At 63.7% G+C, this 14,050-nt stretch carries 15 protein-coding genes; 7 read left to right on the top strand and 8 right to left on the bottom strand.

The features are described from left to right. Genes ACTORR_RS03130 through ACTORR_RS03115 form a run of 4 tightly spaced genes read right to left on the bottom strand, consistent with a single transcriptional unit; the run spans position 1 to position 5,510 of the window. Positions 1 to 2,202: a xanthine dehydrogenase family protein molybdopterin-binding subunit gene (locus ACTORR_RS03130; protein WP_313365142.1), complete on the bottom strand. Its 2,202-nt coding sequence runs from the start codon at positions 2,200 to 2,202 to the stop codon at positions 1 to 3. Continuing rightward, positions 2,199 to 3,200: an FAD binding domain-containing protein gene (locus tag ACTORR_RS03125; RefSeq protein WP_099813522.1), complete on the bottom strand. Its 1,002-nt coding sequence runs from the start codon at positions 3,198 to 3,200 to the stop codon at positions 2,199 to 2,201. The genes ACTORR_RS03130 and ACTORR_RS03125 overlap by 4 nt, the downstream gene beginning before the upstream one ends. After that, on the bottom strand, positions 3,197 to 3,703 hold the full coding sequence (locus ACTORR_RS03120; RefSeq protein WP_054883803.1) for a (2Fe-2S)-binding protein: 507 nt from the start codon (positions 3,701 to 3,703) through the stop codon (positions 3,197 to 3,199). The genes ACTORR_RS03125 and ACTORR_RS03120 overlap by 4 nt, the downstream gene beginning before the upstream one ends. Before the next feature lie 19 nt (positions 3,704 to 3,722). Continuing rightward, entirely contained in the window at positions 3,723 to 5,510 is a 1,788-nt protein-coding gene (locus ACTORR_RS03115; protein WP_441343538.1) for a thiamine pyrophosphate-requiring protein, read from the bottom strand. Between the two features lie 149 nt (positions 5,511 to 5,659). Here ACTORR_RS03115 and ACTORR_RS03110 point away from each other — a divergent pair, with 149 nt between their 5' ends. Beyond that, positions 5,660 to 6,196, top strand: a complete 537-nt coding sequence (locus ACTORR_RS03110; protein WP_313365140.1) for a cupin domain-containing protein — start codon at positions 5,660 to 5,662, stop codon at positions 6,194 to 6,196. Between the two features lie 127 nt (positions 6,197 to 6,323). On the opposite strand, the gene ACTORR_RS03105 is transcribed toward ACTORR_RS03110, so the two are convergent. The 3 genes from ACTORR_RS03105 to ACTORR_RS03095 form a co-directional block, all read right to left on the bottom strand. Continuing rightward, on the bottom strand, positions 6,324 to 6,704 hold the full coding sequence (locus ACTORR_RS03105; RefSeq protein WP_313365139.1) for a termination factor Rho: 381 nt from the start codon (positions 6,702 to 6,704) through the stop codon (positions 6,324 to 6,326). An 82-nt stretch (positions 6,705 to 6,786) separates the two neighbouring features. Continuing rightward, a complete protein-coding gene (locus ACTORR_RS03100) occupies positions 6,787 to 8,250 on the bottom strand; it encodes an MFS transporter (protein ID WP_441343537.1) in 1,464 nt (487 codons plus the stop codon). Between the two features lie 14 nt (positions 8,251 to 8,264). Next, positions 8,265 to 8,414 carry a hypothetical protein gene (locus ACTORR_RS03095; RefSeq protein ID WP_156351877.1) on the bottom strand — a complete coding sequence of 50 codons (150 nt, stop codon included), beginning with the start codon at positions 8,412 to 8,414 and terminating at the stop codon, positions 8,265 to 8,267. 169 nt (positions 8,415 to 8,583) lie between these two features. Between ACTORR_RS03095 and ACTORR_RS03090 the strand changes: the two genes are divergently transcribed. Both ACTORR_RS03090 and arfB read left to right on the top strand, forming a co-directional pair. Continuing rightward, positions 8,584 to 8,808: a hypothetical protein gene (locus ACTORR_RS03090; protein ID WP_054883794.1), complete on the top strand. Its 225-nt coding sequence runs from the start codon at positions 8,584 to 8,586 to the stop codon at positions 8,806 to 8,808. Positions 8,809 to 8,887: 79 nt separating this feature from the next. After that, positions 8,888 to 9,301, top strand: a complete 414-nt coding sequence (gene arfB / locus ACTORR_RS03085) for an alternative ribosome rescue aminoacyl-tRNA hydrolase ArfB (protein WP_313365604.1) — start codon at positions 8,888 to 8,890, stop codon at positions 9,299 to 9,301. A gap of 219 nt (positions 9,302 to 9,520) precedes the next feature. Here arfB and ACTORR_RS03080 read toward each other — a convergent pair whose 3' ends face one another. After that, positions 9,521 to 10,204: a type 1 glutamine amidotransferase domain-containing protein gene (locus ACTORR_RS03080; RefSeq protein WP_054883793.1), complete on the bottom strand. Its 684-nt coding sequence runs from the start codon at positions 10,202 to 10,204 to the stop codon at positions 9,521 to 9,523. 169 nt (positions 10,205 to 10,373) lie between these two features. On the opposite strand from ACTORR_RS03080, the gene ACTORR_RS03075 reads away from it, so the two are divergent. From ACTORR_RS03075 to pstA, 4 genes are all read left to right on the top strand, one after another. Next, positions 10,374 to 10,865 carry a GNAT family N-acetyltransferase gene (locus tag ACTORR_RS03075; RefSeq protein WP_313365605.1) on the top strand — a complete coding sequence of 164 codons (492 nt, stop codon included), beginning with the start codon at positions 10,374 to 10,376 and terminating at the stop codon, positions 10,863 to 10,865. A 200-nt stretch (positions 10,866 to 11,065) separates the two neighbouring features. Beyond that, complete coding sequence (gene pstS, locus ACTORR_RS03070) at positions 11,066 to 12,094, top strand: phosphate ABC transporter substrate-binding protein PstS (protein ID WP_054883791.1); 1,029 nt, start codon at positions 11,066 to 11,068, stop codon at positions 12,092 to 12,094. 73 nt (positions 12,095 to 12,167) lie between these two features. Then, complete coding sequence (gene pstC, locus ACTORR_RS03065; RefSeq protein WP_054883790.1) at positions 12,168 to 13,133, top strand: phosphate ABC transporter permease subunit PstC; 966 nt, start codon at positions 12,168 to 12,170, stop codon at positions 13,131 to 13,133. Then, positions 13,133 to 14,026 carry a phosphate ABC transporter permease PstA gene (gene pstA / locus ACTORR_RS03060; RefSeq protein WP_054883789.1) on the top strand — a complete coding sequence of 298 codons (894 nt, stop codon included), beginning with the start codon at positions 13,133 to 13,135 and terminating at the stop codon, positions 14,024 to 14,026. The genes pstC and pstA overlap by 1 nt, the downstream gene beginning before the upstream one ends. Positions 14,027 to 14,050 lie beyond the last annotated feature (24 nt).

Raw genomic sequence — 14,050 nt, 5'->3', positions numbered from 1 at the left:
TCACAGCAGCGTGTCCAGGGTGATCGGAAACGCCCTGATGCGCTTGCCCGTGGCGTGGTAGACCGCATTGGCGACTGCCGCCGCCACCCCGACCACGCCGATTTCACCCACGCCTTTGGAACCCAGCTCGTTGACGATGTCGTCCTGCTCATCGACAAATATCACCTCGACATCGGCGACGTCGGCGTTGACCGGAATGTGATACTCGGCCAGGTTGTGGTTGAGTATCCGGCCCAGCGCGTGGTCAGTCTGGCTCTGTTCCTGCAGGGCCATGCCAAGCCCCCACACGACACCGCCCAGGATCTGGCTGCGAGCGGTTTTCGGGTTGACCACACGCCCGGCCGCGATGGCACTGACCACGCGCCTGACCTTGATCGTGCCCAGCGCCTCATCTACCTGGACTTCAACGAACACTGCCGAGTGCGTTGCGGTGGAAAACGCGTCACGCTTGGTGCTCGGCTCTGCATCGATCTGTATCTCGAAACAGCCTTTTTCCGCAGTGGCGGCAATGTCCGCAAGCGCGATGCGCTGGTTGCCGAAATGCAGGTGGCCATCGGCGAAGCGGACGTCCTCCGCGGGTAGGCTGGCCAGTGCAGGGTAGGCCATGCGTGCGTGCTCCAGCACCTTGCTGCGCAGGACCTGGCAGGCTTGCAGGACTGCCGCACCGACGGACGAGACGGTGAACGAGCCGCCCTGCAAGGGCGCGGTGGGCAGTGAGGAGTCGCCCAGCACGAAGGTCACGTCCGCGACCGGCAGGCCCACCGCGTCGGCGGCGATCTGGGTCATGACCGTGTAGGTGCCAGTACCGATATCGGTGGTCGCGCTGCTGACCGTCAAGTGGCCTTGAGCGTCCAGCCGCGCCTTGGCGCTGGCCTTCATCTGCATGGCTTCCCACACGCCGCCCGCCATGCCCCAACCGATCAGTTGCCGGCCTTCTCGCATACTACGTGGTACGGCAGTACGGCTGCTCCAGCCGAAGCGCCTGGCGCCTTGGTCATAGCAGGCCAGCAATGCCTTGCTGGAGTACGGTTTGCCTTCGTTGCCGTTATGGTCGGCGAAGTTGACCCGCCGCAATTGCACCGGGTCGATGTCGAGCGCACAGGCCAGTTCATCCATCGCGCATTCCAGGGCAAGGACACCGGAGCCTGCACCGGGCGCACGCATGTCCAGGGGGGTGTACACGTCGAGCGGGGTCAGGCGATAGCTCAGGGCAACGTTATCGCAGCGGTACAGCATGCCGCTCCATTCCACCAGGTGCTCGGTGAAGTCTTCGAAGCGAGACGTCTGGCCAGTCGCGTCATGGGCAACCGCCAGCAACCGGCCGTCGGTATTGGCCCCCAGGCGCAGGCGCTGCAGCGTGCGAGGCCGGTAGCCGAAGGTGAACATCTGTTGGCGGGTGAGGGTGACCCTGACCGACCGTTTCAGTTGCAGTGCGGCCATGACCGCAAGCGGTAACTGGTACTGCGGACGCAACCCTGAGCCGAACGCCCCACCGACATACGCGGCCAGCACCCGGACGTTGTCCTTGGGCAACCCGAACACCTTGTGCAGGTAGTCCTGGCAGTTCTGCGTGCCTTGGGTCTTGTCGTGTATCTCGAGCTGATCGCCGGGTTTGTAGAAGACCGTCGAGGCATGCGGTTCCATGGGGTTGTGATGCTCGTTGGCGGTCTGGTAGGTCGCATCGACCTTGACCGGCGCATGGGCGAACTGCCCGGCGAAGTCGCCACGCGGCGCGGGCGTCTCGGCCGGGGCCGGGTGGCTGTGATCGAGGACGGCCAGCAAGTCGGTCTGGTGCGCCTCCTGGCTGTACTCGATGCTGATCAGCGAGCCTGCGTAGCGGGCCAGCTCGAGGTTTTCCGCCACCACCAGGGCCAGCGGCTGCCCGCTGTACAGCACGCGGTCATTGAACAATGGGCGAAAGGGCGCGCCTTCGGCCGAGTCTGCGTCGCTGTAGTCATCGTCGTAACTGGAAACCCGAGGACGGTGGGCATGGTCCAGCACGGCGATGACGCCGGGTACCTTGAGCGCCTCGCTGCTGTCGATGCGAAGCACCCGGCCACGGGCGATGGTGCTGCAGACGACGCTGCCATGCAGCAGGCCGGTGTCGGGGTATTCGCCGGCATAGCGAGCCTGCCCGGTGACCTTTGCCAGGCCATCGACACGGTCTATGGGCTGGCCGACAACGGGGGTAATGCCATTCATGGGGTGGCTCCTGGGTAGGTTTTACCAAAGGCGGCTTCACTCAGCGCACGGACGATGGCCCGCTGTGCGAGGGGGACCTTGAAACCGTTGTGGTTCAGCGGCCTGGCACCTTGCAGCAAGAGGTGGGCGGCTTGCGTGAACAGTGCCTCGGAAGGCGCCTGGCCCAGCAATGCCTGTTCAGCGGTGGCTTCGCGCCAAGGCTTGTGCGCTACACCGCCGAGCGCCAGGCGGGCCTGCTCAATAAGGCCGCCCTTGATACTCAGGCCCGCCGCGACCGATACCAAGGCAAAGGCATACGATGCCCGGTCGCGGATCTTCAGGTAGCTGCAATGCGCCGCGAAGTGTGGCGGGGGCAGCTCGATGGCGACGACCAGTTCATCATCGCTCAGGTGATTGTCGCGCTCGGGTGCGTTCCCCGGCAGGCGGTGGAACTGGGCGAAGGCGATCTGGCGCTCACCGCCCGTACCCTGCACATGTACCACCGCGTCCAGGGCGGCCAGGGCGACGCACATGTCAGAGGGATGGGTGGCGACACAGGCGGCGCTGGCACCGAGGATCGCGTGCATCCGGTTCAGCCCGCTGCGCGCCGGGCAGCCGCTGCCGGGCTCGCGTTTGTTGCACGGCGTGCCGGTGTCGTAGAAGTAAGCGCAGCGTGTGCGTTGCAGCAGGTTGCCACCGGTGGTCGCCATGTTTCGCAACTGCGGCGAGGCGCCTGCCAGGATGGCCTGGGACAGCAGTGGATAGCCTTGCTCGACCCGTGGGTCCCAGGCCAGTTCGGCATTGCTGACCAGTGCGCCGATGCGCAAGCCACCGTTTGCAGTGGCTTCGATTTCCCTGAGCGGCAGGCCCGAGATGTCGATCAGGCGCTCAGGCCGTATGACGTTTTCCTTCATCAGGTCGACCAGGTTGGTGCCGCCGGCAATGAACCGGGACGACAGGCTGGCGAGGTGGATGGCTTCGTTGACGGAGGCAGGTTTGTGGTAGCTGAAGGGGTTCATTTGCCTGCCTCCTGCATCAGCGGCAGGGCTTCTTCAACGGCCGCGACAATGTTGCTGTAGGCGCCGCAACGGCACAGGTTGCCGCTCATCTGCTCGCGTATGGCTTCGCGGTTGTCAGCCCGCCCTTCGCGGGCCAGGCCGACAGCCGAGCAGATCTGCCCGGGGGTGCAATAGCCGCACTGGAAAGCGTCATGGGTGATGAACGCGCGTTGCATGGGGTGCAACTGGTCGCCAGTGGCAAGACCTTCGATGGTGACCAATTCGGCGCCGTCGCACATGACCGCCAGAGTCAGGCAGGCATTCACCCGCCGGCCGTCACGCAACACGGTGCAAGCGCCGCACTGGCCGTGATCACAGCCTTTCTTGGTGCCGGTCAGGTCCAGCTGTTCACGCAGCAGATCCAGCAGCGTCGTCCATGGCAGGACCTGCAGCGAGCGGGCCTGCCCGTTCAGTGTCAGGCTGATGGGGTGCGCCTGGGCGTCTTCGGGAGTGATTGCACGCATGGGAGGTCCTCACGGTAGGTCATTTCTTGCCCGGCAATACCGAGCTGAGCACTTGTTTGGCCGTCTGCACGATGACGCCGGCCTGGTCCGGGTCGCCCTGCAGCAGGGTGCTGGCGAACTTCTTCGCTTGTTCCAGCTTGATATGCGGCGGCAGCGGCGGCACGTCGGGGTCGGTCTTGAATTCGATCAATACCGGCCGGTCGGCGGCCAGGGCCCGCTCCCAGGCGCCGGCGATGTCTTCTTCGCGCTCGACGTAGATGCCTTGCAGGCCGATGGAGATGGCGAACAGGTGGTAGGGCACGTCGGGTATCGATTGCGACGCCTCGAACTTCGGGTCGCCCTCCATCACCCGCTGCTCCCAGGTGACCTGGTTGAGGTCTTCGTTGTTGAACACGGCGCAGATCCATTGCGGGTTGTCCCACTGCTGCCAGTACTTGGCCACGGTGATCAGCTCGGCCAGGTTACTCATCTGCATCGCGCCATCACCGACCAGGGCGACCACGGCGCGCTCTGGCCGAGCGAACTTGGCGGCGATCGCGTAGGGCACGGCCGCGCCCATGCTGGCCAGGCCGCCGGACAACGAGCACTGCATGCCCTGGCGGATTTGCAGGTCGCGGGCGAACCAGTTGGCGCAGGAGCCGGAATCGCTGGTGATGATCGCGTTGTCGGGCAGGCGTGGAGAAAGCTCGTGCACCACGCGTTGCGGGTTGATCGGCTCGGCCTTGACCAGTGCGCGTTTTTCCAGGGTCTGGTCCCAGTGCGCCCGCCAGCTTTCGACCTTGTCACGCCAGCGCCGGTCCGCCTTGTGCTCCAGCAGTGGCAACAGCGCGTGCAGGGTTTGCGCGGCGTCGCCCACCAGGTTCACCTCCATCGGGTAGCGCAGGCTGAGCATGTCGGGTTGCAGGTCGATCTGCACGCCACGGGCCTGGCCTTCCTTGGGCAGGAATTCGGAATACGGGAAGCCCGAGCCGATCATCAGCAGGGTGTCGCACTCGCTCATCAGCCGGTAGCTGGGTTCGGTGCCGAGCAGGCCGATGGAACCGGTGACCCACGGCAGATCATCGGGCAACACAGCCTTGCCCAGCAGCGCCTTGGCCACCCCTGCGCCGAGTTTTTCCGCAGTCGCAATGACCTGCTCGGTGGCTTGCAGCGCGCCGGCCCCAACCAGTATCGCCACCTTGCGCCCAGCGTTGAGCACGTCGGCGGCGCGCTGCAGGTCCTCGTCGAAGGGGACTACCTTCGGCTTGCTGTAGCCAATGCCGGAATGCACCGTGCCATGGGCTCTGGGCGGCTCGTTGTAGGGCAGGTCCTGCAGATCGTTGGGCAGGATGATGGCGGTGACCCGGCGCTCACCGACCGCGGTGCGCACAGCGCGGTCGAGCAGGTGGCGGACCTGTTCCGGCGTGGATGCTTGCTGGACGAAGGCACCGGCCACATCCTTGAACATCGACAGCAGGTCGAGCTCTTGCTGGTAGTGCCCGCCAAGCGCGGCGCGCGCCTGCTGACCGACGATGGCCAGCACCGGCTGGTGGTCCATGCGCGCATCGTACAGGCCGGTGAGCAGGTGCGAGGCACCCGGGCCGGAGGTAGCGATGCACACGCCCAGTTCGCCGGTGAACTTGGCGTGGGCGCTGGCCATGAACGCGGCCATTTCTTCGTGGCGGGCCTGGATGAACTCGATCTTGCCGTTGGCCCGCCTCAGGGCACCGAACACGCCATTGATGCCATCGCCGGGGTAGCCAAAGATGCGCCGCACCCCCCATTGATACAAGCGCTCAACCAGAAAGTCGCCTACCGTGCCAGTCATCGTCTTCTCCCGGAATGTCCTCGATAGGGGTCTGGACTTGGCCGGCTTCGGGAAAGTTTCACCCGTGTTCACGTCTGTCGGCTGACCGGAACCTCGTCGTCCTCGCAGGCTTCCCAGGCACATCGACCCACTGATCAGGACCCATGCAGATGAGCGCTATCGACACTACCAGCGGCAACTTGCAGACCCTGCTTTTCGACGATGACGGGGCCACACCCAACAACCGTTTTCCGGTACTGCTGTACCGGTTTCAGCTCGACCCTGCAGAGGACAATGCCAGTGCGTTCGAGGCGCTGTTCTCGGCCCACCAGTGGGCACCGCTATGGCGTGCCGGCATCTTCGACTACCACCATTTTCACCCCAACGCCCACGAGGCCCTGGGCGTCGCCAGGGGCCATGCCCAGGTCACCCTTGGCGGCGAAGCGGGGCAGACGCTGAGTGTCAAAGTGGGGGATGTGCTGGTGTTGCCGGCGGGTACCGGTCACCGTTGCGTAGAAGCCAGCGATGACTTTCTGGTGGTCGGCGCCTATCCGCACGGGCAGGAGCAGTACGACATCCAGCGTCCCGATCGGGCAAGGCACCAACAGGCGTTGGCGCGTATCGCTGCCGTGCCCGTCCCCGCGCAGGATCCGGCTACAGGCATGCAGATGACCCACTGGCATAACCGAACCTCAAACGCTGAGTAGCCTTTGCGCCCATCAATGCGAAAGCCGTCGCCTTCGGTCACCAGGCGTGTGTTGCAGCCAGCCTGGGGCGAGCGTTCCTGTGTGGATCGCCGCCAACTGTTGGCCGGCTGTTGCCTGCGCAACAGTGTCAGGCGTTGTTGCGCAGGGCTGCCACCAGTTCGGCCTTGGTCATGGTCGAGCGACCTTTGATGTCCTTGCTGCGCGCCTCCTTGAGCAGGCTTGCCTTGGTCTGGCTTTCCAGCGAGCTGCCGGATGCGCGGGCGTGCCCTTCGCGTGACTTCGCTGCACGCCTGGAAGAGTCCGAACGGGCAGTCTTCTTCTCGCCAGCGGAGGTCTTGCTGCCAGAACCGCCTGACTTCTCGCCACCCCCGGACTGCTTGTTGACGGTGGCCCAGGCGCGCGCCTCGGCTTCATTCTTCGACACGCCCTTGTGCTCGTAGCTCTCTTCGATATGCTCGGCCTTGCGCTTCTGCTTGTCGGTGTATTTGTCCTTGTCGCCGCGTGGCATGGCATTCACTCCTGCGTGGTGTACCTGAACGGTTGAAGGCCTGGGGGCGCCCGGAGTGCCATTGAATGGACGGACGGTGCGCTCAGGGTTCGCTCATCTGCGACAGCGGCCTGGCCACCTGCTCGAGCAAACACCGCTCGGCCGCCACGCCCCATAGCGCCTGGGTCAGGCCGGCAATGATCATCAGCGCCGCGCCGATCAGGTAGCCGTACAGCACGTAGGCGCGTTCACCGGTTTCGATCAGCGCACCGAACAGGGTCGGCCCGACCAGGCCGCCCAGACCGGTGCCGAAGGCATAGAACACCGCAATCGCCAGGGCACGGATTTCCAGCGGGAAGGTCTCCGCCACGGTGAGGTAGGCGGAACTGGCCGCCGCCGAAGCGAAGAAGAAGATCACCATCCAGGCCAGGGTCTGCTGGGTCACGTCGAGCAGCTCTCGCTGGAACATGTAGCCGCTGATGGCCAGCAGCACCCCCGACAGCAGATAGGTCGAACTGATCATCATGCGCCTGCCGACCACGTCGAACAGCCTGCCCAGCAACAGCGGGCCGCAGAAGTTGCCCAGCGCGAACGGCAGGATATACCAGCCCACCTTGGCCGCCGGCACCTGGTAGAAGTCGGTCAGCACCAGCGCATAGGTGAAGAAGATCGCGTTATAGAAGAATGCTTGTGCGCTGAGCAAGGTCAGGCCTACCAGGGCACGACGCCGATGCTCGACGAACAAGCTCTGGAACACCTCGCGCAAAGGCGTATGGTCGCGCGCGCGCAGCTTCAGCGGAGGGTCTTGAAGCGGTGGGATCGCGATCCCGCGTTCGTGGTAATGCCGCTCGATATCGGCGACGATGCGCTCGGCGTGTTGCGGCTGGTTGTGGATCATCAGCCAGCGCGGGCTTTCCGGGACCCACAGGCGCATCAGCATGATCAGCAGGCCCAGCACTGCGCCGATGCCGAAACACAGGCGCCAACCAAGGTCACCACCGGCAATCGCCGGGTCGAGCAAAAACACCGCACCGGCCGCGCCGAGCGCTGCGCCGATCCAGAAAGTGCCGTTGATGGTCAGGTCGACCCAGCCGCGGTAGCGCGCCGGGGTGAATTCCTGGATGGTCGAGTTGATGGCCGTGTACTCGCCGCCGATGCCGGCACCGGTGAGAAAGCGGAACAGCAGGAAGCTCCACAGGCTCCATGAGAATGCCGTGGCTGCTGTGGCGCCGATGTACAGGAACAAGGTGATGAAGAACAGCCTGCGCCGCCCCAGGCGGTCGGTCAGCCAGCCGAAGAACAGCGCACCGATGACCGCACCGGCGATGTACGTAGCGCCTGCCAGGCCGATGTCGGTGTTGCTCAGGTGCAGCGCAGGGCTGGCCCTGAGCGCGCCCGCCACCGAGCCCGCCAGGGTGACTTCCAGGCCATCGAGCAGCCAGGTGATGCCCAGCGCCAGCACCAGCAAGGTATGAAAGCGCGTCCACGGCAGGCGGTCGAGGCGGGCAGGGATGTCGGTGCTGTACACGGGGGCAGCACCGCGCTCCTGCAAGGCTTGGCTCGTCACTGCAATGCCGTCACTCAGCCGTCCGATTGCTCTTCTGGCGGCACCTGCCCTTCAGGCCAGTCTGGAGCCTCCTGTTGCGGTTCGGGTCGCGGCTTGGGTACGGGCTCGCCCGGATTGTGCGGTACCTCGTCGACATACGGGTCAGGGTGGTTGGGGTCGATCATGGCCTGTCTCCTGAAAGCATGGTTACCTTCCGTTAGGGCGCGCAGGGGCGTTGCTGTTCAATCCGATTCGCCAGTGGCTGCCAGGGAGTCTGCCCGGGCGCGAATGGATCAAACTTTTGCGTGCCGCAGGGCTCTTCTTAAAAGACACCACTGCCCCGAGGAGCAACCCATGAAGCACACCGACGGCAAGACCGGCGACAAAGTCCCCCGGCCGATTTCCTCTGAGGAGGCGCAGCGCGGCGAGAAGGCGCCGGACCCGGTGCTTGAAAATCCGGACCCTGATACCGAAGCCGTGGACAAGGTGATTACGCCGACATCGGTCAAGGAGCAGGAAGCGCTGACCCGCGCGACCAGGAAGCGCTTGGCTGAGGTTGATGAGAAAGCTCGGCACTGAACCTGGCGTCCAGCGAGGTTTGTGCTTTGGGCGAGCGGCGTAGGCTGTGATAATGGAGGACCATCCCAAGGGCCATGCCATGCTGACCATTTCCAATAACGTGCATTTGCCAGATGCCGACATCGAGCTGACTTACATCCGCGCGCAAGGCGCGGGTGGGCAGAATGTCAACAAGGTATCCAGCGCCGTGCACCTGCGCTTCGACATTCGGGCCTCGTCGCTGCCCGAGTTCTACAAGGCGCGGCTGCTGGCGCTGCGTGACAGCCGCATCACCGGTGATGGCGTGTTGATCATCAAGGCCCAACAGTACCGCACCCAGGAACAGAACCGCGCTGACGCTTTGGCGCGACTTGCCGAGTTGATCGTCGCTGCCGGCAAGGTCGAGAAGAAACGCCGGCCTACCAAGCCGACCCTCGGTTCGAAGACCCGACGCCTGGAAGGAAAAGCCAGGCGCAGTACTGTCAAGGTGGGACGGGGGAAGGTGGAGTTCTAGCCACTCTGTAGGTTGAAGTCCTGATTCAGCCGCCTCGCTAACTCGCCAGCTCCATACTATCTTGCGGCAGCCGAACCGCTTTGGAAGACTTCGGCCTCGTTCAAAGCAAACTCACCTTTAGAAGGCTCTGCCGAATAAAGGCGTTACAAAATGACTGACAATCGCACTGGCCTGCGCCCCAGGCAGCCAGCGTGCCTGGCCGCCTGGGGCGTCGCGCTGTCAGCTGGCCAAGCGCTTGAGCAATGCCTTGGCCACCGCCTCGGATGAGGCAGGGTTCTGCCCGGTGATCAGATGGCCGTCTTCGACCACATGGCTTGCCCAGTCCGCTGCCTTGGAGTACTCGCCACCTTTGGCCTTGAGCATGTCTTCCACGAGAAAAGGTACCACGTGGGTCAGCCCGACGGCCTCTTCCTCACTGTTGGCGAAGCCCGTGACCCGCTTGCCTTTTACCACCGGGTGGCCGTCTGGCGTGTTCACGTTCTTCAGAACGCCTGGGGCATGGCATACCGTCGCAATCGGCTTGTTGGCGGCATAGAACGCTTCGAGCAAGGTTTTCGAATCGGTATCCTCGGCCAGGTCCCACAGCGGTCCGTGGCCACCGGGGTAGAACACCGCATCGAAGTGATAAGGGTCGACCTCGCCCAGCGGCACGGTGTCGGCGAGCGCCATCTGCCCCTCGGTGTCGCTGGCGAAGCGCCGGGTGGCGTCGGTCTGGGCGTCCGCTTCGTCGCTTTTCGGGTCCAGTGGTGGCTGGCCACCTTTGGGCGAGGCGAGGGTGACGTCGGCATTGGCGTCGACGAACACGTAATAGGGCGCGGCGAATTCTTCCAGCCAGAAGCCGGTCTTCTTGCCGGTGTCGCCAAGCTGGTCGTGCGAGGTCAGTACCATCAGGATCTTTTTCATGCGAGCCAGTCCTCCAGGGGTAAATGGGCAGTGCGTCGTTCGTCCTGCATGATCATGGGAGGGCAGGGCGCAGCAGGCGTTCCATGATAGCCCTCGAAAAGAATGCGGGGTTTGCCGCTCAGCTCTATTACCCTAGTGGCACGATCATTTCATTGATGGATGCCTACCCATGAGTAACACCTCATTCCGCCAGCCCGTCATCGCTGACGCCGAGCGCTGCTACGCGATCGAAATCGGTGCCTACGAGGGCGACGAAGCGGCCACGCTGGAGAAGATCCGCACGCGCATCAGCCAATACCCCGAAGGCTTCCTGCTGCTCCAGGACCCCCACGGCATCGTCGGCTTCATCAACAGTGGCTGCGCCCACGAGGTGGTGATGTCCGACGAGGCATTCAAGGAACTGGTCGGCCACGACCCGCAGGCGCCGAACGTGGTGATCATGTCAGTGGTGGTGGACACGGCCCACCAGGGCAAGGGCTACGCCAAGCGGCTGATGCGCGAGTTCATCAGCCGCATGCAGGCCCAGGGCAAGCAGACCATCAACCTGATGTGCAAGGAACAGCACGTCGAGCTGTATCGCAAGATGGGCTACCAGTATGTGCGGCCTTCGCCCTCGGACCACGGTGGCATGGCCTGGCATGAAATGGTCATGGCGCTCTGACCCAGGCCAGTTGTGCTTCGTGATCAGCGCAGGCAGCTGATGACAAGGTATCGAGTCACATTTGGTTACCAAGCAATGACAGCCCGCTGACTGTGTGCCCCGTTCTAGAGGGGGTTGAAAGGTTCACTGCCATTCAACAGTCACAAAGCTGTAACACAGCTGCTGCAAAGTGTGTCGGCCATCACACGGAGCGCTTTTCCATGATACGCCTGATGAAGTCTGCTGCACTCGCCGTTGCCGTCTCGCTCAGCGCCACTTCGGCCTTTGCCGCAGACAACGTTCGCCTGACCGGTTCCGGCGCCAGTTTCCCTGCACCGATCTACCTGACCTGGTTCAAGGACTTCAGCAAGAACACTGCTGGCGTCACCGTCGACTACCAGTCCAAGGGCAGCGGGGCAGGCGTTCAGGACTTCCTGAACAAGACCGTCGACTTTGCCGCCAGCGACTCGGCCATGAGCGAAGCAGACATTGCCAAGGTTGGCGAAGGCGTGCAGCTGCTGCCGATGACCGCCGGTGAAATCGTCCTGGCCTACAACCTGCCAGGCAACCCGAAAGGCCTGAAGCTGCCACGCGATGTGTACTCCAACATCTTCCTCGGCAAGATCACCCAGTGGAACGACCCACAGATCGTCAAGGCCAACCCAGAGCTGAAACTGCCTGACATGCCGATCACCGTGGTCGTGCGTGCCGATTCCAGCGGCACCAACGCGGTCTTCACCAAGCACCTCTCGGCCATCAATGCCGACTTCAAGAAAGACCTGGGTGAAGGCAACACCGTCAACTGGCCGGCCACCGACAAGTTCATCAAGTCGCCGAAGAACGACGGCGTGACCGCCACCGTTCGCCAGACCCCGGGCGCCATCGGCTACATCGAATACGGCTTCGCCAAGCTGGCCAAGGTCGATTTCGCCTCGCTGCAGAACAAGGCTGGCCAATACGTCGTGCCGAACGCCGAAAGCGGTGCTCAAGCGCTGGCTGCAGTGAAGATGCCGGAAAACCTGATCGCTCACCTGCCAGACCCGGAAGGTGCCAAGTCCTACCCGATCACTTCCTACACCTGGATGATCTTCCGCAAGGACAACGGCAGCCCGGAAAAGGCCAAGGCCATGCGTGACATGGTCGAGTACGGCCTGACCAAGGGCCAGCAGATTGCCGACTCGATGGGCTACATCCCGCTGCCGCCGTCGGTGGTCGATGAAGTGCGCAAAGCCTCGCAAAGTATCCAGTAATACCTTCAGGCGCTCCCGGCGCGGTGTGACAGCCGTGCCGGGGGTGTTTGCCCTTAGTCCCGGAACCCGCTAAATGAACACACCTTTTGCCATACCGGATAACCCAGACTCCGCGTGCCAGCCGCCGTCCACCAAGGACTTCCTGGTCGATCGCACCTTCCGTGCCCTTGCGCGCATCGGTGTGGTGCTGATTCTCGCGCTGGTATTCGCATTGGTATACGAAGTAGGACGCAAAGCACTTCCAGGAATGGAAAAGCACGGTTTCGACGTGCTGTTCGGCAGTGTGTGGGACGTCAACCAGGGCAAGTACGGCATTCTGCCCGCCATCTGGGGCACGCTTTACAGCGCCCTGATCGCCTTGTTGATCGCTGGCTTCTTCGGCGTCAGCATGGCCATATTCCTTACCCAGGATTTCCTGCCGGCGAGGCTCGCCGCGGTGTTTCGCACCATCGTCGAGCTGCTCGCTGCCATCCCCAGCGTCGTTTACGGCCTGTGGGGCATCTACGTAGTGATTCCGGCCATCCGGCCGCTGACCGCCTGGCTGAACAGCGAGCTGGGCTGGATCCCGTTCTTCGGCACCTCCCTGAGTGGCCCCGGCCTGCTGCCGGCGGCGTTGGTGCTGGCGATCATGATCCTGCCGACCATCGCCGCGGTTTCCCAGGATGCGCTGACCAGCGTACCGATGAAGACCAAGCAGGCTGCCTACGGCATGGGCACCACCCACTGGGAGGCCATCCTCAAGGTCATGGTGCCGTCGGCCGCCACCGGCATCTTCGGCTCCCTGGTGCTGGGCCTTGGCCGTGCACTGGGCGAAACCATGGCCCTGGCGATGCTGGTGGGTAACGCCAACACCATCACCCTGTCCCTGTTTGCCCCGGCCAACACGCTGGCGGCCTTGCTGGCGCTGAACTTCCCGGAAGCCGGGCCGAACGAGATCGAAGTACTGATGTACGCCGCACTGGTCCTGATGTTCATCACCTTGCTGGTGAACGTGTTCGGGTCGCTGATCATGCTCTACGCCCAGCGGGGTAACAAATAATGACTGACCTCTCTGCAGCCACTACCGCCTTGCCCAGCCTGCAGCGCCGCTTCGAAGGCCGCGCCCTGCGCAGCCTGGTGCTGACCAGCATGGTCTGGTGCGTGGCCCTGTTGGCCAGCGTGCCGCTGATTTCCGTGCTGTACATGCTGATCACCCGGGGCGGTGCGCGCCTGAGCCTGGAAGTGTTCACCGAACTGCCACCCACCGGTTTCGAGATGGGCGGGGGGTTCGGTAATGCCCTGGCCGGTACCTTCGTCATGGTCGGCATCGCCGCCGCCATTGCGGTTCCGGTCGGTATCCTGGCGGCGGTCTTCCTCGCCGAACTTGGGCCTGAGAGCAAGCTGGCCAACGCCTCGCGCTTCGCCGCGAAGATGCTCACCGGCCTGCCGTCGATCCTTGCCGGTGTATTCGCCTACGCCCTGGTGGTGATGACCACCGGTACCTACTCGGCCCCGGCCGGTGGTGTGGCGTTGGCGGTGCTGATGCTGCCGATCGTCGTGCTGACCGCTGAAGAAGCCATGAAGATGGTGCCCAAGATCATGAAGGACGCCGCCTACGGCATGGGCTGCACCCGCGCGCAGGTGATCTGGAAGATCGTCCTGCCGACCGGCATGCCGGCCATCCTTACCGGCGTCATGCTGGCCGTGGCCCGCGCCGCAGGCGAAACCGCGCCGCTGCTGTTCACCGCGCTGTTCAGCAACTACTGGATCTACCACGACGGCAGCCTGGCCGTCATGAACCCCACGGCCTCGCTTGCCGTACTCATCTACAACTTCTCCGGCATGCCGTTCGACAACCAGCTGGAGCTCGCCTGGGCGGCCTCGCTGGTGTTGGTAATGATCGTGCTGGTCGTCAATATTCTTAGCCGCATTTTCGGCAAGCCCAAGTACTGAGAAAGGGAGCATTCGACCGTGAAC

Source organism: Pseudomonas sp. SAR267, assembly GCF_052077595.1.
Lineage (GTDB): Bacteria > Pseudomonadota > Gammaproteobacteria > Pseudomonadales > Pseudomonadaceae > Aquipseudomonas > Aquipseudomonas vlassakiae.
Note: the sequence above shows the minus strand (reverse complement) of the source record. Positions and strands in the feature narration are given on the sequence as shown.

What these genes read in the sequence shown, in the direction of transcription:
- ACTORR_RS03080 (WP_054883793.1), bottom strand. Translation starts at nt 10,204, where the DNA reads ATGAAAAAGATCCTGATGGTACTGACCTCGCACGACCAGCTTGGCGAC.
- ACTORR_RS03125 (WP_099813522.1), bottom strand. Translation starts at nt 3,200, where the DNA reads ATGAACCCCTTCAGCTACCACAAACCTGCCTCCGTCAACGAAGCCATC.
- pstA (WP_054883789.1), top strand. Translation starts at nt 13,133, where the DNA reads ATGACTGACCTCTCTGCAGCCACTACCGCCTTGCCCAGCCTGCAGCGC.
- ACTORR_RS03110 (WP_313365140.1), top strand. Translation starts at nt 5,660, where the DNA reads ATGAGCGCTATCGACACTACCAGCGGCAACTTGCAGACCCTGCTTTTC.
- ACTORR_RS03105 (WP_313365139.1), bottom strand. Translation starts at nt 6,704, where the DNA reads ATGCCACGCGGCGACAAGGACAAATACACCGACAAGCAGAAGCGCAAG.
- pstS (WP_054883791.1), top strand. Translation starts at nt 11,066, where the DNA reads ATGATACGCCTGATGAAGTCTGCTGCACTCGCCGTTGCCGTCTCGCTC.
- ACTORR_RS03115 (WP_441343538.1), bottom strand. Translation starts at nt 5,510, where the DNA reads ATGACTGGCACGGTAGGCGACTTTCTGGTTGAGCGCTTGTATCAATGG.
- ACTORR_RS03095 (WP_156351877.1), bottom strand. Translation starts at nt 8,414, where the DNA reads ATGATCGACCCCAACCACCCTGACCCGTATGTCGACGAGGTACCGCAC.
- ACTORR_RS03120 (WP_054883803.1), bottom strand. Translation starts at nt 3,703, where the DNA reads ATGCGTGCAATCACTCCCGAAGACGCCCAGGCGCACCCCATCAGCCTG.
- ACTORR_RS03075 (WP_313365605.1), top strand. Translation starts at nt 10,374, where the DNA reads ATGAGTAACACCTCATTCCGCCAGCCCGTCATCGCTGACGCCGAGCGC.
- ACTORR_RS03090 (WP_054883794.1), top strand. Translation starts at nt 8,584, where the DNA reads ATGAAGCACACCGACGGCAAGACCGGCGACAAAGTCCCCCGGCCGATT.
- ACTORR_RS03130 (WP_313365142.1), bottom strand. Translation starts at nt 2,202, where the DNA reads ATGAATGGCATTACCCCCGTTGTCGGCCAGCCCATAGACCGTGTCGAT.
- pstC (WP_054883790.1), top strand. Translation starts at nt 12,168, where the DNA reads ATGAACACACCTTTTGCCATACCGGATAACCCAGACTCCGCGTGCCAG.
- arfB (WP_313365604.1), top strand. Translation starts at nt 8,888, where the DNA reads ATGCTGACCATTTCCAATAACGTGCATTTGCCAGATGCCGACATCGAG.